General features: G+C 72.7%; 18 protein-coding genes and 1 riboswitch. Of the genes, 11 read left to right on the forward strand and 7 right to left on the reverse strand.

Going from position 1 to position 21,038, the window contains the following annotated elements; genetic code table 11:
- The first annotated feature begins 10 nt into the window (after nt 1-10).
- On the forward strand, nt 11-892 hold the full coding sequence (gene sucD, locus ACZ43H_RS01290; protein WP_464587106.1) for a succinate--CoA ligase subunit alpha: 882 nt from the start codon (nt 11-13) through the stop codon (nt 890-892).
- Nucleotides 893-1,036: 144 nt separating this feature from the next.
- Here sucD and ACZ43H_RS01295 read toward each other — a convergent pair whose 3' ends face one another.
- The 3 genes from ACZ43H_RS01295 to ACZ43H_RS01305 all read right to left on the reverse strand — a co-directional run bounded on the left by ACZ43H_RS01295 (nt 1,037) and on the right by ACZ43H_RS01305 (nt 4,910).
- Nucleotides 1,037-2,452, reverse strand: coding sequence for a hypothetical protein (locus ACZ43H_RS01295; protein WP_464587107.1), 1,416 nt, complete (start codon nt 2,450-2,452; stop codon nt 1,037-1,039).
- Entirely contained in the window at nt 2,445-2,957 is a 513-nt protein-coding gene (locus tag ACZ43H_RS01300; RefSeq protein WP_464587109.1) for an RNA polymerase sigma factor, read from the reverse strand. The genes ACZ43H_RS01295 and ACZ43H_RS01300 overlap by 8 nt, the downstream gene beginning before the upstream one ends.
- 102 nt (nt 2,958-3,059) lie before the next feature.
- A complete protein-coding gene (locus tag ACZ43H_RS01305; protein ID WP_464587111.1) occupies nt 3,060-4,910 on the reverse strand; it encodes a SigE family RNA polymerase sigma factor in 1,851 nt (616 codons plus the stop codon).
- Nucleotides 4,911-5,002: 92 nt separating this feature from the next.
- Here ACZ43H_RS01305 and ACZ43H_RS01310 point away from each other — a divergent pair, with 92 nt between their 5' ends.
- The 5 genes from ACZ43H_RS01310 (at nt 5,003) to ACZ43H_RS01330 (ending at nt 9,904) form a co-directional block, all read left to right on the forward strand.
- Nucleotides 5,003-6,268, forward strand: a complete 1,266-nt coding sequence (locus tag ACZ43H_RS01310) for a cell division protein PerM (RefSeq protein WP_464587113.1) — start codon at nt 5,003-5,005, stop codon at nt 6,266-6,268.
- A gap of 24 nt (nt 6,269-6,292) precedes the next feature.
- Nucleotides 6,293-6,931, forward strand: coding sequence for a phosphoribosylglycinamide formyltransferase (purN, locus tag ACZ43H_RS01315; protein WP_464590712.1), 639 nt, complete (start codon nt 6,293-6,295; stop codon nt 6,929-6,931).
- A gap of 2 nt (nt 6,932-6,933) precedes the next feature.
- A riboswitch (ZMP/ZTP riboswitch) is annotated at nt 6,934-7,023 on the forward strand.
- Nucleotides 7,024-7,057: 34 nt separating this feature from the next.
- Entirely contained in the window at nt 7,058-8,641 is a 1,584-nt protein-coding gene (gene purH / locus ACZ43H_RS01320) for a bifunctional phosphoribosylaminoimidazolecarboxamide formyltransferase/IMP cyclohydrolase (RefSeq protein WP_464587114.1), read from the forward strand.
- 73 nt (nt 8,642-8,714) lie between these two features.
- Nucleotides 8,715-9,566, forward strand: coding sequence for a bifunctional methylenetetrahydrofolate dehydrogenase/methenyltetrahydrofolate cyclohydrolase (locus tag ACZ43H_RS01325; protein WP_464587116.1), 852 nt, complete (start codon nt 8,715-8,717; stop codon nt 9,564-9,566).
- A gap of 29 nt (nt 9,567-9,595) precedes the next feature.
- Nucleotides 9,596-9,904 (forward strand): DUF3017 domain-containing protein, encoded by a 309-nt coding sequence (locus ACZ43H_RS01330; protein WP_464587118.1) that lies wholly within the window; start codon nt 9,596-9,598, stop codon nt 9,902-9,904.
- Nucleotides 9,905-10,115: 211 nt separating this feature from the next.
- Here the strand turns inward: ACZ43H_RS01330 and ACZ43H_RS01335 are convergent, their stop codons facing one another.
- Nucleotides 10,116-11,105 carry a malate dehydrogenase gene (locus tag ACZ43H_RS01335; protein ID WP_464587120.1) on the reverse strand — a complete coding sequence of 330 codons (990 nt, stop codon included), beginning with the start codon at nt 11,103-11,105 and terminating at the stop codon, nt 10,116-10,118.
- 135 nt (nt 11,106-11,240) lie between these two features.
- Here ACZ43H_RS01335 and ACZ43H_RS01340 point away from each other — a divergent pair, with 135 nt between their 5' ends.
- Nucleotides 11,241-11,993, forward strand: a complete 753-nt coding sequence (locus tag ACZ43H_RS01340; protein WP_464587122.1) for a hypothetical protein — start codon at nt 11,241-11,243, stop codon at nt 11,991-11,993.
- A gap of 15 nt (nt 11,994-12,008) precedes the next feature.
- Here the strand turns inward: ACZ43H_RS01340 and ACZ43H_RS01345 are convergent, their stop codons facing one another.
- Together ACZ43H_RS01345 and ACZ43H_RS01350 are read right to left on the reverse strand one after the other, a co-directional pair.
- Nucleotides 12,009-12,803 carry a hypothetical protein gene (locus ACZ43H_RS01345; RefSeq protein WP_464587123.1) on the reverse strand — a complete coding sequence of 265 codons (795 nt, stop codon included), beginning with the start codon at nt 12,801-12,803 and terminating at the stop codon, nt 12,009-12,011.
- 53 nt (nt 12,804-12,856) lie between these two features.
- On the reverse strand, nt 12,857-13,885 hold the full coding sequence (locus ACZ43H_RS01350) for an MIP family channel protein (protein ID WP_464587125.1): 1,029 nt from the start codon (nt 13,883-13,885) through the stop codon (nt 12,857-12,859).
- 171 nt (nt 13,886-14,056) lie between these two features.
- On the opposite strand from ACZ43H_RS01350, the gene ACZ43H_RS01355 reads away from it, so the two are divergent.
- The 3 genes from ACZ43H_RS01355 to ACZ43H_RS01365 all read left to right on the forward strand — a co-directional run bounded on the left by ACZ43H_RS01355 (nt 14,057) and on the right by ACZ43H_RS01365 (nt 18,422).
- Complete coding sequence (locus ACZ43H_RS01355) at nt 14,057-16,267, forward strand: NADP-dependent isocitrate dehydrogenase (protein ID WP_464587126.1); 2,211 nt, start codon at nt 14,057-14,059, stop codon at nt 16,265-16,267.
- Between the two features lie 93 nt (nt 16,268-16,360).
- The gene (locus ACZ43H_RS01360; protein ID WP_464587128.1) at nt 16,361-17,095 is read left to right on the forward strand and encodes a DUF6498-containing protein; all 735 of its coding nucleotides are present in this window, start codon (nt 16,361-16,363) and stop codon (nt 17,093-17,095) included.
- A 106-nt stretch (nt 17,096-17,201) separates the two neighbouring features.
- Entirely contained in the window at nt 17,202-18,422 is a 1,221-nt protein-coding gene (locus tag ACZ43H_RS01365; protein ID WP_464587130.1) for an MFS transporter, read from the forward strand.
- On the opposite strand, the gene ACZ43H_RS01370 is transcribed toward ACZ43H_RS01365, so the two are convergent.
- The gene (locus ACZ43H_RS01370; protein ID WP_464587132.1) at nt 18,383-19,477 is read right to left on the reverse strand and encodes a GNAT family N-acetyltransferase; all 1,095 of its coding nucleotides are present in this window, start codon (nt 19,475-19,477) and stop codon (nt 18,383-18,385) included. The two genes, ACZ43H_RS01365 and ACZ43H_RS01370, sit on opposite strands and share 40 nt — an antisense overlap.
- 149 nt (nt 19,478-19,626) lie before the next feature.
- On the opposite strand from ACZ43H_RS01370, the gene ACZ43H_RS01375 reads away from it, so the two are divergent.
- Complete coding sequence (locus ACZ43H_RS01375; RefSeq protein WP_464587134.1) at nt 19,627-21,027, forward strand: FAD-binding oxidoreductase; 1,401 nt, start codon at nt 19,627-19,629, stop codon at nt 21,025-21,027.
- Nucleotides 21,028-21,038 lie beyond the last annotated feature (11 nt).

Genomic DNA, 21,038 nt, shown 5'->3' on the forward strand with positions numbered 1-21,038 from the left:
CGAGAGAACAATGTCGATCTACCTGAACAAGGACTCCAAGATCATCGTCCAGGGCATGACGGGCGGGATGGGCTCCAAGCACACCACCCTCATGCTCGAGGCCGGCAGCAACATCGTGGGTGGCGTCAACGCCCGCAAGGCCGGTACGTCGGTCGAGCTGGCCGGCAAGGAGCTGCCGGTGTTCGGCAGCGTCAAGGAGGCCATGACCGAGACCGGTGCTGACGTGTCGGTCGTGTTCGTGCCGCCGGCCTTCACCAAGGACGCCTGCATCGAGGCCATCGACGCCGGCATCGGCCTGCTCGTGGTGATCACCGAGGGCGTGCCGGTCCAGGACACCGCCGAGGTGTGGTCCTACCTGCAGGGCAAGTCCACGCGGATGATCGGTCCCAACTGCCCGGGCATCATCACCCCGGAGGAGTCGCTGGCCGGCATCACCCCGCACACCATCGCGGGCAAGGGCCCGGTCGGCCTGGTCTCGAAGTCGGGCACGCTGACCTACCAGATGATGTACGAGCTGCGGGACTACGGCTTCTCGACGGCCATCGGCATCGGCGGCGACCCGATCATCGGGACCACTCACATCGACGCCCTCGAGGCGTTCGAGAACGACCCCGAGACCAAGGCGATCGTCATGATCGGCGAGATCGGTGGTGACGCGGAGGAGCGCGCAGCGGCGTACATCAAGGACCACGTCACCAAGCCGGTCGTCGGGTACGTCGCGGGCTTCACCGCCCCCGAGGGCAAGACCATGGGCCACGCCGGTGCGATCGTGTCCGGCTCGTCCGGCACCGCGCAGGCGAAGAAGGAGGCCCTCGAGGCCGTCGGCGTGAAGGTCGGCAAGACGCCGTCCGAGACCGCCGAGCTCATGCGCGAGGTCCTCAAGAGCCTCTGAGGCACCGCACACCACACCGACCCGTCGTCAGCTGACGACGGGTCGGTGTGATTTGTGGGTGAAGCTGCGACAGGTCGGTGTGACTGACGCGTGAAGCTGCGACGGGTCGGTGTGACTGACGCGTGAAGCTGCGACGGGTCGGCGTCAGCAGCCCTGCTCGGTCCAGGGGCACAGCTCCGGCAGCAGGGACTTGGTCTTGCCGGTGATCGACGGTGCCGCCTGGGCGGCGCTGTCCGCGGACCACTCGCCGCCGTTGTAGGTGCCCACCAGGGCTCTGCCGACCCTTGCGAACTGGTAGACCCCGCCGCCGAGGCCCGTGCGGTACGTGACCGAGAAGGTCACCGAGTCGTCGGCGGCGGACAGGTCCTCCGCGAGCGGGGTGACGACCTGGTCGTCGGCCGGCTTGGCCCCCGGGATCGTCGGGCAGGCCTGGACGGCGGTGCGGATCGCGTCGAGTGCCGCGGTCACGTCCTCGGTGCGGGAGAAGGTCACCAGCTCGCGGCTCTCCCGGTACTGCGGCACGTTGGAGGTCACGGCCAGCCGCTCCACCCCCGTGACGGGCCAGACCGAGGTCCCGCACAGGTCGAGCGGGGGTACGCCCTCGGCCTTCGCCGACGGCCCGTCGAGCGGGTCCCCCTCGGGCGGGGTGATGTCGCGGTCGATCGGGAAGTCGGCCGGGATGGCGCTGACGGCGCCCTCGCCCGTGCTCGTCGACGGCGCGGCGTCGGGCGCGGGGGAGGAGTCGCACGGCTCGGCCGCGAAGACGCACATGTCGCTCAGGACGGGGGCCGACCAGGTGGCCAACCGGCGCACCTCGGCGTCGACGACCTGGGCTCCGCCGGCACTGGTGTGCGTGGTGGCGAGGTAGATCGCGTTGCCCACCCGGGCCACCTGGAAGACGGTGAGGTCCGCGAGCAGGTCCTTGTCCATCCGGGACTGCTGGGTGAACACGAAGGCGCCATCGGCGGTGAGGCCGGACTTGACGGTGTCGTACACCAGCGGCGCACCGGATCCCTCGTGGTCCACCGAGCAGACCGAGACGTCGTGCTTGATCGTGTCGAGGGCCTTGGCCGCGAGGTTGTCGTCCTTGTACAGGGCCAGCGTCCGCCCGGCACTCGACTCGGTGCCGGCCTCTGCGTACGCGGCACCGGCGGTGTCGGCCGCCTCGACCGGGTTGTCCCGTGTCGAGAAGGACGGCACGCCGCAGAACTTCAGGTCGTCGACGACCGAGCTGTCGCGGGCGGTGAACGCGAACGACGCCCCCGCGGGCAGCGCGGTCAGGTCGAAGTCGCCGGGCACGGACTGCTTCCAGCCCGTCTGCACGGTCTGCGTCGGGCTCGGGGTGTCGACAGGCCCGGGGGACGCGTGGTCGCCGCCGCGGGCGACCACCGCGATCGGGGTGGCGACGATGGCGGCCACGGCCAGGGCGCCCACGGTGACGATCGCGTTGTTGCGGCGCCGCATCCGGGTGCCGCGCCGGCGCACCTCGGAGGCGGGCAGCGGGTTCACGGGAAGTCCTTCGTTCTTGAGGTTCTCGAGGTCGTCGATCGGGTCAGGCATGGCTCGCTCCCTCCTGGAGGCCGCCGTTGGAGTCGTCGGAGAGCAGGGCGGCCAGCGCCGCGCGGCCCCGGCTCAGCCGGGCCTTGATGGTGCCCTCGGGCACCCCCACCTCGCGGGCCACCTGATGGACCGGCAGGTCGGCGATGTGGTGCAGGACCAGCGCCTGGCGCTGGGCCTCGGGCAGCTGCCTGAGGGCGGTCACCAGCGCCACGTGGGTCTCGCTGGGCGGTGCCGTCTCGGTCGCGGCGCCCACCGCCCGGTCGGCCGGCCGCCGGCCCCGCGTCGTACGCCGCCAGCGGCTCACCGCCAGGCGGTAGGCCGTGGTCCGGACCCACGCCTCGGGATGCTCGGCGCGGTCCAGCTTGCGTCGGTGAGCCCAGGCGCGGACGAACGCTTCCTGGACGCACTCCTCGGCCTCGTCGCGGCTGCCGATCATGGCGTAGAGCTGACCGGTGATGCGCGCGAAGGAGGCGTTGTAGAAGTCGTCGAACTCGCGTTCGTCCATCGACCCGTCCCCGTCTCGTGAGGTGGTGTGTGCTGTCTGTCGGGAGGGATACGCCCGGGCAGACCTCAGGGTTGCAGCACCAGGGGGACTTTCTCGGGAGGATCAGCCCCCGGCCGACGGTGGCGGCAGGGCGGGCAGCCGCTCCAGGGCGCGGCGCACCAGGGCGGGGAAGTCGCCCGGAGCCATGGTGACCTTCCCGGACGGGACGAAGCCGACCTGGGCGACCGACGTCCCCGACCGCGCGATGCCCATGAAGAACACGACCGACGACTTGTCGCTGATCTCGGTGGTCACCCGCCACACGGTGAGGTCGGTGGTCTTCGTGGACGCCTCGGCGAGGCGTGCCACGTCCGTGCCCAGGTCCTTGTCCGGGCAGGCCGCCAGCCGGGACCGGACCCGCTCGACGAACGCGTGCGCCCGTGGCGCCGACATCGAGCCGACCGTCTCGGTGAGGCCGAACTCGTCCGGCACCTTCGCGCCGGGCACGAGGAAGGAGCGGGTCAGGTTGTTGGTGATCCCTGCGCCGCTGAAGTCGGCCTCGTCGCAGCGGGTGGCGGCGATGTTGGTCATCGCCTTGCGGGGCTCGGTGCCGACCCACGGACGCACGACGCCGGCGACCGGCGGCAGGTCGATCTCGCCGATCATGCCCGGGACCTGGCCCACCGGGACGGGCGCGGCGGTCCGGACCCGGGGCCGGCCGGAGCAGGCGCCGGCGTCCGGCAGGTCGCACAGCCCGTCGACCGCGGCGGCGAGCAGGTGTGCGGACCGGGCCACCGCGGGCGCGCCGGTGCCCGGCACCCGGGCCAGGGTCGTGGTGGTGACCATCCCGGTGCGGGCGACCCCGACCACCATCGTGGTCGGCTCCTTCCAGGACCGCAGGACCACCATCGACGCCTCGTCCCCGACTCCGGCCACGTCCTGCGTGGACAGCAGCTGCACCCGCCGTGCGGTGCAGCCGGCGTACCAGCCGAGCGTCCGGTCGAACGTCCGTCGCGCGGCCTTCCCGCTCGTCGACACCTCGGCGGTCTGGAACGCGTCGGCCCCGGGCCTGCCCCGGGCCGGCCGGGCGGCGAAGGTGCGCACCAGTGCAGCGGCGCCCCGGGGATCGGCGTACCGCGCCTGCTGGCACGGCAGGACGAGCCCGTCGCCCCCGGTGTTCCCGGAGGTGGGTCCCTCCGTCCAGCGGTTCCCGGCGACGTCGTCGGCGACCTGGGCCGAGGCCAGCAGCGCGGTCTCCGGGAGCGCCTCGGGCGTGGGCTCCGGGCGGGCCGCCGGCTGCCTCGACGCGGTCGCGTTGACGACGTGGTCGCGGCCGAGGGTCGGCCGGACCCCGGCGGCGTCGGTCACGAGGATCCCGGTGACGACGAGCGCCGCGACGGCGACGATGGCGCCGACCGCGGTGTGGGTGCGCCGGCGGGCGGCCCCGGCGCGCCGGATGATGGTCGGGCGCGGCCAGCGGCCGTCCCCCAGGTGCGCCCGCAGCGCATCGAACAGGGGCCGGATCTCGGTGCTGGGCACGTCGCGGTGCACGGCGAACTGGGCGGTGGCCGTCTGCAGCTCGCGCTCGGCGTCGTGGCGGGGGAGCCCGATCTCGCGAGCCATCTGCCCCATGGAGACGGTGGCGAGCTGGGTGAGCAGCAGCGCCTTGCGCTGGTTCACGGTCAGCTTGCCGAGTGCGTCCAAGGTGGCGCGGTCCCCGGGGTCGAGGCCCTTGTCCCGGTGCCACAGGCGCGCGGTGTGGCGACGCTGCGCGTGCGCCCAGGCGTGCGGACGGGCCCACGCCTCCGGGTCGTCCATCCGCGAGATCTTGCGCCAGTGGTGCCAGGCCACGACGAAGGAGTCACGGACCGCTGCGCGGGAGGCGGGCAGGTCGCCGGTGAGTGCGTAGGTCTGGAGGAGGAGGCGGTCGCGGGCGTCCTTGTAGAACGCGTCGAACTCGTCGGGATTCCTCATGACCTCCCCACGGTACGGGAGCGGCGGGGGCCTGGGCCAACCGGCGTGGGAGCCCCGGATCGGCCGCCCGGGCGGGTGATGATGGTCGGGCCATGACTTCGCTGCTCCCTCGATCGACCACCCGAGCCACCGGCGCTGCGGACGCCCGCGACGACCTCGCGCACCGGCGGCCCCTGGCCCTGATCGCCACCCTGGGCGGGGCGGTCGCGGCCGGCTCGACGCTCCTGGTCTGCATGGCGGTCGGCGTCGTGGGGTGGTTCCTCACCGACGCGGGCGCCCACGGGACCCCGCGCGGTGGCCTGCGCGTCGGAGCCCTGGGATGGCTCCTGGCCCACGGCTCCGGCGTCTCCGTCGAGGGGGTGCCGATCACCGCGGTCCCGCTCGGCCTGACCGTGCTGTGCGCGTGGGCCGTCTGGCGGGTCGGGCACCGGGTGGGTGACTCGGTGTCCGGTCATGGTCCGGACGCCGACCGGATCGCCGACGGCGAGCGCGACTGGACGGTCGCGTCGGCCTCGCTGCTGTTTGCGCTCGGCTACCTGGTGGTGGCCCTGGTCACGGTGGCGATCGCGACCGACCCGATGACCGGCGTCTCCCGGGCGCGCGTGGTCGGCTGGGTGCTGATGCTGTGCCTGCTCCTCGGTGCTCCCGCCATCGCGATCGGCTCGGGTCGCGCGGCGATCTGGGCGGCGTACCTTCCCTCCGTCGTGCGCGGGGCCGCGGCCGCCTGCGTGCGGGTCCTCGGGGCGTACGCCGCGGCGGCGGCGCTCGCGTTCGTCGCCGCCCTCGTCGTGGACCTCGGCGCGGCCGCCAACGTCATGTCGCGGCTGCACACCAGTGGTGGCGACGCCACCATGCTGGTGCTGCTGAGCCTCACCGTCGTCCCCAACGCGGTGGCGTTCTCCGGCTCCTACCTCCTCGGCCCGGGCTTCGCGGTCGGGGCGCACACGATCGTCTCGCCCAGCCTGGTCGTGCTCGGGCCGCTCCCGATGTTCCCGCTGCTCGCCGCGCTCCCCGACGACGGCCCGACCCCCGCCTGGACGGTGGCGCTCGTGGTGGTGCCGGTCCTGGTCGCCGCGGTGGGGGTGGCGCGCGCCCAGCGGCGCCTGCCCACGCTGCGGTGGGACGAGGGCGCGCTGCGGGGGTGCGCCGGCGGGGTCGCCGCGGGCGTGCTGTTCGGGTTGCTCGCCGGCCTCGCGGGCGGCGCCGTGGGACCCGGCCGGATGCGGGAGGTCGGCCCGGCCGGCCTCGACGTGCTCGTCCACGCGGTGACCGCGTTCGGCATCGGCGGCCTGCTCGGCGGGCTGGCCATGACGTGGTGGCAGCGCCGGGCCGCCCGGCACGCTGCCGAGACGGCCTGATCGTCGCCGCCGGCGCTCGTTAGACTGCGGCGCGTGCCGACCCCGAACCCCGCGCGTCTCGTCGTGCTCGTGTCGGGCTCCGGCACCAACCTGCAGGCGCTCATCGACGCGTGCGCGGACCCGGCGTACGGCGCCCGCGTGGTCGCCGTCGGCGCCGACCGTGACGACATCGAGGGGCTGGCCCGTGCCGAGCGGGCCGGTATCCCGACGTTCGTGAAGAAGGTCGGCCAGTTCACCAGCCGCGAGCACTGGGACCGCGCGCTGGCCGACACCGTCGACGGCTTCAAGCCCGACGTGGTGGTCCTGGCCGGGTTCATGAAGCTGGTGGGCGAGGAGTTCCTCGCGCGCTTCGGCGGCCGGACCGTCAACACCCACCCGGCGCTGTCGCCGTCGTTCCCGGGCATGCACGGACCCGCTGACGCGCTGGAGTACGGCGTGAAGGTGACCGGCGCGACGCTCTTCGTGGTCGACGCGGGCGTGGACACCGGGCCGATCCTCGCCCAGGCCGTGGTGCCGGTGGAGGACGACGACACCGTGGAGTCCCTCCACGAGCGGATCAAGGTCGCCGAGCGGCAGATGCTGGTCGACTGCATCGGCCGGATGGCCCGGCAGGGCTGGACGGTCACCGGCCGCAAGGTGAGCTTCGGGGCCCCGGTCCACTAGTCTGGGCCGCACACGACTGGCGCAGGTGGGGTCACCACCGGGGAGTGCCCCGCTTGCGGGGACCGAGAGCATCGAACGCCTGGGTGCCCTCATCGGACGATTCACACATCGATGAGGAGAAGTTGCATGTCGGACACCCCTGAGTCGCGCATCCCGCTCAAGCGAGCTCTGGTCTCGGTCTACGACAAGTCGGGCCTCGAGGACCTCGTCCGCGGGCTGCACGACGCCGGCGTGGCGCTGGTGTCGACCGGCGGTTCCGCGGCCCTGATCGAAGGGCTCGGCCTCCCGGTGACCAAGGTGGAGGACCTCACCGGGTTCCCCGAGTGCCTCGACGGCCGGGTCAAGACGCTGCACCCGAAGGTGCACGCGGGAATCCTGGCCGACCGCCGCCTCGACTCGCACGTCCAGCAGCTCGCCGAGCTCGGGGTGGAGCCGTTCGACCTGGTGGTCTCCAACCTCTACCCGTTCACGCAGACGGTCGCCTCGGGCGCCGCGCCCGACGAGTGCGTCGAGCAGATCGACATCGGCGGCCCGTCCATGGTCCGCGCCGCCGCGAAGAACCACCCCTCGGTCGCGATCGTGACCTCGCCGGACCGCTACGGCGACGTGCTCCGTGCCGCTGCCGAGGGCGGCTTCACGCTCGCCGAGCGGCAGCGGCTCGCCGCCGAGGCATTCGTGCACACCGCGACCTACGACGTCGCCGTCGCCTCCTGGATGGGCAACGTGCTGACCGACACCTCCGACGGCCCTGCTGGATCCGGGGGTGGCTTCCCCGCCTGGGTCGGCGCGACGTGGGACAAGGCCGCGGTGCTGCGGTACGGCGAGAACCCGCACCAGAGCGCCGCGCTCTACCTCAACGGGTTCGGCACCGGCCTGGCGCAGGCGACCCAGCTGCACGGCAAGGAGATGTCCTACAACAACTACGTCGACGCGGACGCCGCGCGCCGGGCGGCGTACGACTTCGACGAGCCGGCGGTCGCGATCATCAAGCACGCCAACCCGTGCGGCATCGCCGTCGGCGCCGACGTCGCCGAGGCCCACCGCAGGGCGCACGCGTGCGACCCGGTCTCCGCGTTCGGTGGCGTGATCGCGACCAACGTGCCGGTCTCGGTGGAGATGGCGCACCAGGTCGCGGAGGTCTTCACCGAGGTGGTCGTCGCCCCGGCGTACGACGACGGCGCCGTCGAGGTGCTGGCGGCGAAGAAGAACATCCGGCTGCTGGTGTGCGAGCCGCTGGGCCGCGGCGACGTCGAGACCCGACCGATCTCCGGAGGCCTGCTGATGCAGCAGCGCGACTACGTCGACGCCGAGGGGGACGACCCCTCGACCTGGACGCTCGCCACCGGCGAGGCCGCCTCCGACGAGGTGCTGGCGGACCTCGCGTTCGCCTGGAAAGCATGCCGCGCGGTGAAGTCCAACGCGATCCTGCTCGCGAAGGACGGCGCCTCGGTCGGCGTCGGCATGGGCCAGGTCAACCGCGTCGACTCGTGCAAGCTCGCCGTCGAGCGGGCGGGGGAGCGGGCCCCCGGCTCGGTGGCGGCGTCCGACGCGTTCTTCCCGTTCGAGGACGGCCCGCAGATCCTCATCGACGCCGGCGTGCGTGCCATCGTGCAGCCGGGCGGGTCGGTGCGCGACGAGCTCACCATCGAGGCGGCGCGGGCCGCGGGCGTCACGATGTACTTCACCGGCACGCGACACTTTTTTCACTGATCCGAGCACAACGTCATACGGTTCGTGGCCTAGGACCCACGTTCCGCATGACGTCCCACCGGAAGGGACCCGCATGACCGCACAGAAGCTGGACGGCTCCGCGACGGCGGCGGCCATCAAGGACGAGCTCAAGGCGCGGGTGGCCGCGCTGCGCGAGGCGGGCGTGGTCCCCGGCCTCGGCACGATCCTGGTGGGCGACGACCCGGGCTCGCGGTGGTACGTCAACGGCAAGCACAAGGACTGCGCCGAGGTCGGCATCGAGTCGATCCGGGTGGACCTGCCCGCCACCGCCACCCAGGAGGAGATCGAGGAGGCCGTCCACCGGCTCAACGCAGACCCGGCCTGCACCGGCTACATCGTGCAGCTGCCGCTGCCCAAGGGCCGCGACGAGAACCGGGTGCTGGGCCTGGTCGACCCCGCCAAGGACGCCGACGGCCTGCACCCCACGAACCTGGGGTGGCTGGTGCTCGGCAACGAGGCGCCGCTGCCGTGCACGCCGCACGGCATCGTCGAGCTGCTGCGCCGCCACGACGTCGAGCTCGCCGGCGCCGAGGTCGTGGTCGTCGGGCGCGGTGTCACCGTCGGGCGGCCGCTGGGACTGCTGCTGACCCGTCGTTCGGAGAACGCCACGGTCACCCTGTGCCACACCGGCACCCGCGACCTCGCCGCCCACGTGCGGCAGGCCGACATCGTGGTGGCCGCGGCCGGGGTGCCCGGGATCATCACCGCCGACATGGTCAAGCCCGGTGCGGCCGTGCTCGACGTGGGTGTCTCCCGGGTGGACGGGAAGCTGGCCGGTGACGTCGCGGACGACGTCTGGGAGGTCGCCGGCTGGGTGTCGCCGAACCCCGGCGGTGTCGGCCCGATGACCCGCGCGATGCTGCTGTCCAACATCGTCTCGATGGCCGAGAAGGCCCGGGGTTGACGGTCGGGCAGCCGGTGGTTGAGCCCTCGATGCCTGCGGAGGACGCCGACCCGGTGCAGGGGCGGCGGTACCCCTCCACGCTCGGGGGGATGTTCTACCTCGGTGTGCTGGCGGTGACCGGGGTCGGCATCGGCATCGTCTGGACCGGTGACTGGCGGCTCGGCATCCGCTGGATCGCCGCCGCACTCCTCTTCGCGGCCGTCGTGCGCCTGGTGCTGCCCGCGCGCGAGGCGGGCATGCTGGCCGTGCGCCACCGCATGGTCGACTGCCTCATGCTGGGCGGGGTCGGCGTGCTGCTGATCTTTCTGGCCAGCAGCATCCCCAACCAGCCGGTCTGACGCCGACCCGTCGCAGCTTCGCCGGGTACGGCGTCGACCTGTCGCAGCTTCACCGGGTACGGCGTCGACCTGTCGCAGCTTCACCGCGTACAACGCCGACCTGTCGCAGCCTCACCGGCAAATGCAGCGACCCGTCGCTCCTTCACCCCCGTGGGACGTGAAGGAGCGACGGGTCGAGGTGCCTGAGCCGTCGAGCTGCGACGGGTCGGCGTCAGATCAGGCCCAGCTCCGTGACGGCGTCGCGCTCCTCGGCGAGCTCGGCGACCGAGGCGTCGATCTTCGAGCGGGAGAAGTCGTCGATCTCGAGGCCCTGGACGATCTCCCAGCTCCCGTCCTTGGTGGTGACCGGGAAGGAGGAGATCAGGCCCTCGGGGACGCCGTACGAACCGTCGGAGGCGACGGCCATCGACACCCAGTTGTCGGCGGGCGAGCCGAGCAGCCAGTCGCGCGCGGCGTCGATCGTGGCGGAGGCGGCGGAGGCCGCCGAGGACGAGCCCCGCGCCTCGATGATCGCGGCGCCGCGCTTGGCCACGGTCGGGATGAAGTCGTTCTCGATCCAGGCCTGGTCGCCCACGACCTCGGCGGCGTTGCGCCCACCGATCTCCGCGTGGAAGACGTCGGGGTACTGGGTGGCGGAGTGGTTGCCCCAGATCGTCATCTTCTTGATGTCGGTGACGGCGGCGCCGGTCTTGGCGGCCAGCTGCGAGATCGCCCGGTTGTGGTCGAGGCGGGTCAGCGCGGAGAAGCGCTCCTTCGGGATGTCGGGGGCGTTCGACATCGCGATCAGGGCGTTGGTGTTGGCCGGGTTGCCGGTCACGCCGATCCGGATGTCGTCGGCGGCCACCTCGTTGAGCGCCTTGCCCTGCGCGGTGAAGATGGCGCCGTTGGCCGACAGCAGGTCGCCGCGCTCCATGCCCTTGGTGCGCGGGCGGGCGCCGACGAGCAGGGCCAGGTTGGCGCCGTCGAAGATGGTGTTGGCGTCGTCGCCGATCTCGACGCCGGCCAGGGTCGGGAACGCGCAGTCGTCGAGCTCCATGACGACACCCTCGAGGGCCTTCAGCGCCGGGGTGATCTCCAGCAGCCTCAGCTCGATGGGGCGGTCCGCGCCGAGCAGCGCGCCGCTGGCGAGGCGGAAGAGCAGGCTGTAGCCGATCTGGCCGGCGGCACCGGTGACGGCCACCTTGAGGGGAGTAGAGCTCACGTGGACTCCTTGTCGGACGGCGTGCCCGGGTCCGGGCAGACGGGGTGGATCTCGGGCCGACGCTAGCAGCGCGCCCGGGGGTGCTGCGACGGAGGTCCGCGCGGCCGGACACGGCCGGTGCGCCATGCTGCTGCCATGACCAGCAGGGGGACCGGCCCGGCCGTACGCCGCGTGCTCGCCGCGGCGGGCGCGGCGGCCGTGACGGCGATCGCGACCACGTCCTGCGCGGGCGGCCCGCCCACGGTGGCCCCTTCGGGTGTCGACGGGCTCGAGATCCCGACGCCCTCGGCCGACCCGGGCGACTTCGTGGACCACGTGGACAACCGCTGGTTCCCGCTGGAGCCGGGAACCGTGTGGACCTACCGGGGCACGCGGGACGGGGAGGCCCGGACCGAGGTCGTCACCGTCACCGACCGGACCCGGGTCGTGCAGGGGGTGTCGACGACGGTGGTGCAGGACGTGGTGACCAGCGCCCGCGGCGGGGTCGTGTCGAGGACGTTCGCGTGGTACGCCCAGGACGTCGACGGCAACGTGTGGAAGCTCGGCGCGAGTGCCCGGCCCCGGCGGGGCGACGGCTCGTGGGAGGCCGGCGTCGACGGGGCCGAGGCCGGGCTGGTCATGGCCGCCCGGCCGCGGGTGGGCGACGGCTACGCCCAGGAGCGCGCGCCCGGGGTCGCCGAGGACCGGTCCGAGGTGCTGTCGGTCAACGAGCAGCGCACCGTGCCCCTGGGGGAGTACGACGAGCTGGTGCAGACCGAGGACAGCTCGCTGCTGGACCCCGGCCTGGTCGAGCGGAGGTACTACGCGCCGGGGGTCGGTCTGGTCTTCGTCGAGACCGTCGCGGGAGGGACCGGGAGCTCGGAGCTGGTGGCGCTGGACCACGACTGAGGTCGACTGCCGGGATCAGCCCGTCGGCGAGGTCGTCGCGGGTGCGGACGGTGACGTGGGCACGGACGTGCTCGGGGCCGCCGGCGTGGGCACCGGGGCGGTGCTGGAGCCGGACGGCGACCCGGTGGGCGCCTCGGTCGGCTGCTCGGAGGGCGACTCCTGGACCGAGGGCTCCTCTGAGGGCTGGTCGGTCGGCGAGGTCTGCTCGTCGTTCGGCACCTGGTCGTCGTGCGACGAGCCGTGGGAGCCGCCCCCGATCCGGGTGATGGTCGTGCCGCCGTCCCCGTCGGTGCCCCCGGTGATCGCCGAGACCGGCTCGCCCGCCACCAGCTCGAACGTGGTGATCGCGACGACGGTGGCCGCGAAGAGTCCGGCGGCGAACAGCGAGATCCGCTTCCACGGGAGCGCGGCGAGACGCTCCTGCCAGCCGGGGCCGGCCTGCCGACCGCCCGCCGCGGCCAGGTCCCGCTCCGCCTCGGCCAGCCGCTGCTGCGCGCGGGTCAGGCCCGCGTCGACCCGGTGGTCGCCGGCCTCGTGCCGGCTCTCCGCCATGGCCACCTCGGCCTGGGCGACCCCGACCTTGCGCCGGGCAGCGGCCTGGGCCCGGGTCAGGTGTTCACGGCTGCGACCGAGGCCCTGCCGGTAGACCGCGCCCCCGACCGTCGCGACCACGCTGCCGAGCGCGGCGCCGACGATGGTGCCCGCCGCGCCGAGGGTCGAGAGCAGCACGGCGGAGGACACCGCCGCGAGGGCTCCCGAGACCGTCGTGAGCCAGTCGATCTCGAACCGCTGGCTGGTGTGCTCGGTCATCTCGGTCCAGTATGCAGACCGCTCCGCGAGCCCCCGCCGGCCGCGGGCTCAGCTCACTGGCCGGGCGGGCGGATCTGGGTGCCCTGGTCGCCGTCGGCCGGCGGCCACTGCTGGCCACCCTGCTGCGGCGCCTGCGGCTGCTGCTGGGCGGGCACCCACTGCTGGGTGTGCGGGTCCCACTGCCAGCCGTCCTGGATGATCGGCTCGCTGCCCCAGCCCGCCTGCTGCTCCTGCTGACCCTGCGCTGCCTGCGCCTGCGCCTCGGCGGCCTGGGCCTGGACGGCGGGGTTCTCCTGGTTCCACTCCTGCTGGTAGGCGTCCGGGGCGCCGTAGCCGGGCACCGCGGTCGCGGCCGGCCGCGAGAAGCTGAGCCCGGAACCCGGCACGGGCTCGCTGCCCTGGCCGAACAGCAGGGCGTACGTCGTGCCGGCGATCGCTGCACCGGCCAGCGGCGCGAGGATGAAGAGCCAGAGCTGGACGACGGCGTCGGTGCCGGCGAAGACGGCGACCCCGATCGAGCGGGCCGGGTTCACCGAGGTGCCCGTGGCGCCGATCGAGGCGAGGTGGATCATCGTGAGCGACAGGCCGATGGCCAGCGGCGCCAGCGCGGGGTGCTCGTTGCGGGGGTCGGTGACGGCGAGGATGACCCAGACGAAGACCGCGGTCATCAGCATCTCGAGCAGGAACGCCGCCCACCACGCGTAGCCGCTGCCCGCGTCGCCGAAGGAGTTCTGGCCCATGTTGCCCTCGGCGTCGAAGCCGCTGTAGCCGTGCATGAGCGTGAACAGCACGAGCCCGGCCGCGAGCGCGCCGCCGAGCTGGGCGGCGACGTACACCGGGACCTGGCTCCACGACATCCGGCCGCCCATGGCGGCGCCGATCGAGACCGCGGGGTTGAAGTGACCGCCGGACACGCGGCCCACGGCGTAGATCATCACCAGGACGGTCAGGCCGAACGCGAGCGCGGTGCCGACGTAGTCACCGCCGCTGATCAGGACGGTGCCGCAGCCGAAGAACACGAGGACGAAGGAGCCGAGGATCTCGGCGGCGAGCTTCTGGGCGGTGGTGGACATCTCTGCCATCGGGTGGCCTCCCCGTGCGCGCGGCCCCGGCGGTCGGGACTCGTGAGCAACTCTAGTGCCGCCGGACCCGCGTTGCCGGGAGCGCGGACGGGTGCAACGCTGATCGGGTCGCACCCGTCAGGTATCTTGACGTCAAGAAATAATCCCTCGTCTCAGGAGTCGCCGAAGCCCATGGCCAAGATCATCTACACGCACACGGACGAGGCGCCGCTGCTCGCGACGTACTCCTTCCTGCCGATCATCCAGGCGTACGCCGCCCAGGCGGGCGTCGAGGTCGAGACCCGGGACATCTCCCTCGCCGGCCGGATCATCGCGCAGTTCCCCGAGCGGCTCACCGAGGAGCAGCGCCTCGACGACGCCCTCGCCGAGCTCGGCGAGCTGGCGACCAGGCCCGAGGCCAACATCATCAAGCTGCCCAACATCTCCGCCTCCATCCCGCAGCTCAAGGCCGCGGTCAAGGAGCTGCAGGAGAAGGGCTACGACCTCCCGAACTACCCCGAGAACCCGCAGTCCGAGGAGGACAAGGAGATCCGGGCGAAGTACGACAAGGTCAAGGGCTCCGCGGTCAACCCGGTGCTGCGCGAGGGCAACTCCGACCGCCGCGCGCCCGCCTCGGTGAAGAACTACGCCAAGGCCCACCCGCACCGCATGGGCGCGTGGACGCCGGACTCGAAGACCAACGTCGCGACCATGGGCAAGGACGACTTCTTCTCGAACGAGTTGTCGGTGGTGATCCCGGCCGACGACACCCTGACCATCAAGCACGTCGCCGCCGACGGCACCGAGACCGTGCTCAAGGACGGCATCCAGGTCCTCGCGGGTGAGGTCGTGGACGGCACGTTCATGAACGTCGCCGCCCTGCGCCGCTTCCTCACCGAGCAGATCGCCCGCGCCAAGGCCGAGGACGTGCTCTTCTCGGTGCACCTGAAGGCCACCATGATGAAGGTCTCGGACCCGATCATCTTCGGCCACGTCGTGCAGGCGTTCTTCCCCACGCTCTTCGAGCAGTACGGCGAGGCGTTGGCCGCGGCGGGCATCTCGCCCAACGACGGCCTCGGCGCCCTCCTCGGTGCGGTCAAGGACCTGCCCGAGGGTGACGCCATCAAGTCGGCCGTCGAGGCCGGCCTGGCCGACGGCCCGGCGATGGCGATGGTCGACTCCGACAAGGGCATCACCAACCTGCACGTGCCGTCCGACGTGATCATCGACGCCTCCATGCCGGCGATGATCCGCACCTCGGGCCACATGTGGGGCCCCGACGGCAACGAGGCCGACACCCTCGCGGTGATCCCGGACTCGTCCTACGCGCGGGTCTACCAGACCGTCATCGACGACTGCCGCGCCCACGGTGCCTTCGACCCCGCGACCATGGGCTCGGTGCCGAACGTCGGCCTGATGGCCAAGGCGGCGGAGGAGTACGGCTCCCACGACAAGACCTTCGAGGTCCCCGCGGCCGGCAGGATGCAGGTCGTCAACGGCGCCGGTGAGGTGCTGATCGAGCACGACGTCGAGCCGGGCGACATCTGGCGTGCCTGCCAGACCAAGGACGCCCCGATCCGCGACTGGGTCAAGCTGGCCGTCACCCGGGCCCGCGCGACCGGCGCACCGGCGGTCTTCTGGCTCGACGAGCACCGCGCCCACGACGCCAACCTGATCGCGAAGGTGAAGGAGTACCTCCCCGAGCACGACACGGAGGGCCTGACCATCGAGATCATGGCCCCCGCCGAGGCCACGGCGTACTCCCTCGAGCGGATCCGCAAGGGCGAGGACACCATCTCCGTCACCGGCAACGTGCTGCGCGACTACAACACCGACCTGTTCCCGATCCTCGAGCTCGGCACGTCGGCGAAGATGCTCTCGGTCGTGCCACTGATGAACGGTGGTGGCCTCTTCGAGACCGGCGCCGGTGGCTCGGCGCCCAAGCACGTCCAGCAGCTGGTCAAGGAGAACTACCTGCGCTGGGACAGCCTCGGTGAGTTCTTCGCCCTCGCCGCGTCGTTCGAGCACCTCGCCGGGTACGCCGACAACCCGCGCGCCCAGGTCCTCGCCGACACCCTCGACAAGGCGACCGGCACGTTCCTCGAGCAGGACAAGTCGCCGACCCGCAGGGTCGGTGGCATCGACAACCGGGGCTCGCACTTCTACCTGGCGCTCTACTGGGCCCAGGAGCTGGCGAACCAGTCCGACGACGCCGAGCTCGCCGCCGCCTTCAAGCCCCTCGCCGAGACGCTGAGCAGCAAGGAGCAGCAGATCGTCGAGGAGCTCGTCGCCGTCCAGGGCTCGCCGGCCGACATCGGCGGCTACTACCAGCCGGACGACGAGAAGGCCGACCACGTGATGCGTCCCTCGAAGACGCTGAACGAGGCCCTCGCGACGCTCTGATCCACGCGCCGAGTCGGCGTGGATGCACCCCAGGTGGGTACATCTGCGCCGACTCGGCATTGCTGGACGATCCGCGCCGACTCGGGGGGCGACATGACGGGGCTGCTGCGCCGGCTCGTGCCGGGCGCGCTCATCCACGCGGGGCTGGCGCTGCCCCCGGCCCGGGCGCGGGTGCTGGCGCTCGCCGCCGGCGTGGCGGGCAACCTGGTGCCGGTGTGGTCGGTGCTGCGCGGCGACCTCACGCTCGGTGACGTCTTCCTCGTCTACTGGTGCGAGAACGTCGTCTTCTGGCTGGTCAGCACCGTCAAGGTCGCGACCGTGCGCGATCCGCGCCGGCGCACCGCGATCACCAACCCGTTCGTGTTCGGCCTCCACTACGGCGCCTTCACCGCGGGCCAGGGGGCGATCGCCCTCGACCTCGCCCAGCGGACCGGGGTCCACGGCGGTCCGTGGCAGTGGGCGCTCACCGCGAGCGGGATCGCCGCCGGACACCTCGTCGCCCTGTGGCTGGGCTGGTTCGGCAACCGCGAGCGCGACGTGGTGAGCAGCCGGGTGGTCGCCGCGCTGCCCTACGCCCGTCTGGGGGTCCTGCAGGCGGGGGTCCTGGTCGGCGGCGCACTGCTGGTCGAGCACCCGGACGGAGCCGGGGGAGCCGCGCTCTGGCCGGTCGTCCTGCTGTGCGCCGGGAAGCTCGTGGTCGACGTCGCGCTCGACCTCCACGAGTGGTTCGTGGTCGTGCCGCGTCGGCAGCGGATGGGGGACCGTCCGCTTCCGGAGCCGCCGGCCCGGCAGCGGCCGGGCCGGCACGCGTCGGTCCTCGAGGAGTAGCAGCTCGACGGAATAGGCGCAGGCCCGGGTCTGGTTGGAGAATGAGAGTGCTGCGTACGCCGTCAGCCCGTCCCTCGCACCCGACCAGGAAGACTCACCTTCCGTCATGACGACGACCGCGCCCAACCCCACCGAGACCGCCGCCCCCGCCGGCCACTTCCTCCTCGCCGTGCTCGCCCTCGCGATGGGCGGCTTCGCCATCGGGACCACCGAGTTCGTGACGATGGGCCTGCTGCCCCAGGTCGCCGACGGCGTCGATGCCTCCATCCCCCGCGCGGGCCACCTGATCTCGGCGTACGCGCTCGGCGTCGTGGTCGGGGCCCCCGTCCTGGCGTTCTTCGGTGCCCGGTGGCCGCGCCGGGGCCTGCTGGTCGCGCTGATGCTGGCGTACGCCGTCTTCAACGCCGCGAGCGCGCTGGCCACCGACTTCCACCTGCTGTTCGTGGCGCGCTTCCTCGACGGCCTCCCGCACGGTGCCTACTTCGGGGTGGCCTCGCTCGTGGCCGCCACCATGGCGCCGGCCGGTCGCAAGGGCCGGGCGGTCGCGCTGGTCATGCTCGGACTGTCGGTCGCCAACGTGGTCGGCGTCCCCGCCGCCACCTGGCTGGGGCAGCACCTCGGCTGGCGGTCGGCGTACTTCGCCGTGGCCGCGCTCGCGCTGCTCACCGTCGTGATGGTGCTGGCGTTCGTGCCGTCGTGCCCCGGCGACCCGGAGGCGACCGGCCGCCGCGAGCTGGCGGCGTTCTCCAAGCCGCAGGTCTGGCTGACCCTGCTGGCCGGCGCCATCGGCTTCGGCGGCATGTTCGCGGTCTACTCCTACATCTCACCCACGCTGACCGACGTCGGCGGTCTGTCCGAGTCCTCGGTCCCGGTCGCCCTCTTCGTGTTCGGCCTCGGCATGGTCGCCGGCACCTGGCTTGCGGGGGAGCTGGCCGACTGGTCGATCTTCCGCTCGCTGCTGATCGGCTCGGGTGGCATGGGCCTGGTGCTGGTGCTCTTCTGGGTGGCCGCGCCGCACGGCTGGTGGTCGCTGGTGCCGGTCTTCCTCATCACCGTCCTGGGCTCGGTCCTGGTGGTCAACCTGCAGCTGCGGCTGATGGACGTCGCGGGCGACGCGCAGACCCTCGGGGCGGCGATGAACCACGCCTCGCTCAACGTGGCGAACGCGCTGGGGGCGTGGCTCGGCGGACTGGTGATCGCCGCCGGTCTCGGCTACCGGGCGCCGGCCCTCGTCGGGGTTGCGCTGTCGGCCGCGGGGCTGCTGGTCATCCTCGCCTCCGCGGCGGTTCACGTGCGCGAGCGGACCTCGGTGGCGAGCAGGTCGTAGGCCGCCAGGTCCACCGCGGTGCCGTCGCCGGTGCGGGCGGCGAGCCGGTGCAGGCCGATCGGCTTCATGCCGAGCGTCTCGAGGACCCGTCGGGAGCCGACGTTCGGCACCGAGGCGTACGCCGAGAGCCGCTCGAGGCCGAGGGTCTCGAAGGCGTGCCGGACGGCCAGCCCGGCGGCCCGCGTGGTGAGTCCGCGGCCGCGCGCCTCGGGGTGGGCCCAGTAACCGACCTCGGGCTCACCGTCCATCCGGTAGAGCCCGACCACGCCGAGCAGCCGGTCGTCGTCGGCGGCGCAGAAGGCCCACGTGATGGTTTGGTTGGACGCCAGCCGCTCCTGGACGGTCTCGAGGTAGGCGCGTCCCTCGGCCTCGCCCGGGTCCCGCGGCATGAACGCCAGCCAGTACTGGGTGTCCGGGTCGCCGATCCCCTCCACGACCCGTGGCACGTCGGCGTCGGTGAACGGCCGCAGCCGGACGCCGTCACCCTCCACGACCGGGTTGTCGAGCCAGGTCGTCCGGGGCTCGCGCGGCTCGTCTCGCAGGAGCACCCCGACCCAACCGTCGAGCAGCTCGCCGCGCTGCGGCAGCCACGAGCGCAGCGTGCCGTCGAAGGAGAAACCCAGCCTCCACGCCAGCTTCCGGGAGGCCCAGTTGCCCCGGTCGGCCCACCAGACCACGGTCCGCAGGCCCTGCTCGGTGAACCCCCACTCCAGCAGCAGCCGCAGCGCCCGCTCCATCGAACCGGTGCCGCGCACCCACGGGTGGGAGCCGAACGCCACCTCGGCGCGGTCGGCACCCTCGGGGCGCAGCGAGATCGTGCCGGCGTACCGCCCGTCGACCTCGACCGCGAAGCCCCACTCCGAGTCGTCCGTCCAGCCCTTCGGCATGATCTCGCCGACGAACGTGTGGGCGTGGTCCATGGAGTAAGGCACCGGCACCTGGGTCCAGCGCTGCGACTGCGGGTCCTGGCTCTGCTCGTACGCTCCCTGCGCGTCCTCGGCCCGGTGTGGGCGGATGGTCACGGTGCCGTCGGTGAGCGTGGGTGCCTGCGCCATGGCGGAACCCTGCCAACGGCCGGTCCGCAGCGGCAACCGGATATGCCTCCCTCCCGCGGGAGCAGGTCCCCAGAACGGGCGATGGCACCTTCCTGGCCGGAGTACTCCAATAGGGGGAGGCCCAGGCGGGGGAGAAACAGGTGTGCGCCATGACCCAGCCCTACGCCGGACTCACCGTACGACCCGGGGACCACGGGTACGACGAGGCCAGACGCGTCTTCAACGGACTCGTCGACCGCCGACCGGAACGGATCCTGCGTCCCTCGGACACCGCCGAGGTGGCGGCGGCGGTGCGCTCCGTCGTGGACGCCGGCCAGCCGCTCACCGTGTACGGCGGCGGCCACGGCGTCATCGGCTCGGCGGTCGTCGACGGGGCCGTGTGCCTCGACCTGCGCGCCCTGGCCGGGGTCGAGGTGCGACCCGAGGAGCGGATCGCGAAGGTCGGCGGCGGGGCGACCTGGGGCCAGGTCGACGCGGCCACCCAGGAGCACGGGCTGGCCGTCACCGGCGGCCGCGTCACCACCACGGGAGTCGCCGGGCTGACCCTGGGGTCGGGGAGCGGATGGCTCGAGCGCCGGTGCGGGCTGACCTGCGACAGCCTGCTGTCGATGCGGGTGGTGACCGCCGACGGCCGGGTGGTGACCGCCTCGGCCGAGGAGAACCCCGACCTGTTCTGGGCGCTGCGCGGTGGCGGCGGGAACTTCGGCGTGGTCACCGAGTTCACCTTCGCCCTGCACGAGGTGGGGCCCCTGGTCCTCGGCGGGATGCTGCTGTACCCCGGATCCATGGCGAGGGACCTGATCGCGTTCTGGCGGGACCTGGTGCAGGACGCTCCCGACGCCCTCGGCTCGGGCGTGGCGCTGGTGACCGCTCCGCCGGCCGAGTTCGTCCCCGAGCCGGCGCGCGGGCAGCCGGCCGCCGGCGTGGTCATCTGCTGGGCGGGCGACATCGCGGAAGGCGAGGCGTTCCTCGCGCCGTTGCGGGCGTTCGGCCCGCCCGCGGTCGACCTGGTGCAGCCGATGCCCTACACCGCGGTCCAGCAGCTGCTCGACCAGGCCAACCCGTCGGGCATGTACAACTACTGGAGCGGCGACTTCCTGGCCGAGCTGCCCGACGAGGCCGTCGACCGGCTGGTGGCACAGGCCCAGCCGGCGCCCTCGCCGATGACCCAGATCATCCTGGTCCAGGGAGGCGGTGCGATCTCGCGGGTGGGCGAGGACGAGACCGCGTTCGGGCAGCGGCAGGCGCCGTACAACCTGCACTACCTGGGCATGTGGCCGCCCGACCACGCCGAGGACCAGCGCAACATCTCCTTCATCCGCGAGCTGGCGGCGGCGATGAAGCCGTGGACGACCGGCAACGCCTACCTGAACTACATCGGCGAGGAGGGGCTGAGCAGGGTGGAGGCGGCCTTCGGGCCGGAGAAGTTCGCCCGGCTGCAGGCGATCAAGGACGTCTGGGACCCCACCAACGTGTTCCGGCACAACCAGAACATCCCGCCCTCCCGGGAGTCCGTCCCGGCCGCCGCCGGGGGCGCGACCGCCGGCTGAGCCGCTCCGGA

The sequence above is a fragment of the Nocardioides sp. DN36 genome (genome assembly GCF_055380375.1).

Coding starts and splice junctions, on each gene's coding strand:
- ACZ43H_RS01310 (WP_464587113.1), top strand. CDS start 5,003: ATGACTTCGCTGCTCCCTCGATCGACCACCCGAGCCACCGGCGCTGCG.
- sucD (WP_464587106.1), top strand. CDS start 11: ATGTCGATCTACCTGAACAAGGACTCCAAGATCATCGTCCAGGGCATG.
- ACZ43H_RS01305 (WP_464587111.1), bottom strand. CDS start 4,910: ATGAGGAATCCCGACGAGTTCGACGCGTTCTACAAGGACGCCCGCGAC.
- purH (WP_464587114.1), top strand. CDS start 7,058: ATGTCGGACACCCCTGAGTCGCGCATCCCGCTCAAGCGAGCTCTGGTC.
- ACZ43H_RS01370 (WP_464587132.1), bottom strand. CDS start 19,477: ATGGCGCAGGCACCCACGCTCACCGACGGCACCGTGACCATCCGCCCA.
- ACZ43H_RS01360 (WP_464587128.1), top strand. CDS start 16,361: ATGACGGGGCTGCTGCGCCGGCTCGTGCCGGGCGCGCTCATCCACGCG.
- ACZ43H_RS01340 (WP_464587122.1), top strand. CDS start 11,241: ATGACCAGCAGGGGGACCGGCCCGGCCGTACGCCGCGTGCTCGCCGCG.
- ACZ43H_RS01345 (WP_464587123.1), bottom strand. CDS start 12,803: ATGACCGAGCACACCAGCCAGCGGTTCGAGATCGACTGGCTCACGACG.
- ACZ43H_RS01325 (WP_464587116.1), top strand. CDS start 8,715: ATGACCGCACAGAAGCTGGACGGCTCCGCGACGGCGGCGGCCATCAAG.
- ACZ43H_RS01365 (WP_464587130.1), top strand. CDS start 17,202: ATGACGACGACCGCGCCCAACCCCACCGAGACCGCCGCCCCCGCCGGC.
- ACZ43H_RS01300 (WP_464587109.1), bottom strand. CDS start 2,957: ATGGACGAACGCGAGTTCGACGACTTCTACAACGCCTCCTTCGCGCGC.
- ACZ43H_RS01330 (WP_464587118.1), top strand. CDS start 9,596: ATGCCTGCGGAGGACGCCGACCCGGTGCAGGGGCGGCGGTACCCCTCC.
- ACZ43H_RS01350 (WP_464587125.1), bottom strand. CDS start 13,885: ATGGCAGAGATGTCCACCACCGCCCAGAAGCTCGCCGCCGAGATCCTC.
- ACZ43H_RS01375 (WP_464587134.1), top strand. CDS start 19,627: ATGACCCAGCCCTACGCCGGACTCACCGTACGACCCGGGGACCACGGG.
- ACZ43H_RS01355 (WP_464587126.1), top strand. CDS start 14,057: ATGGCCAAGATCATCTACACGCACACGGACGAGGCGCCGCTGCTCGCG.
- ACZ43H_RS01295 (WP_464587107.1), bottom strand. CDS start 2,452: ATGCCTGACCCGATCGACGACCTCGAGAACCTCAAGAACGAAGGACTT.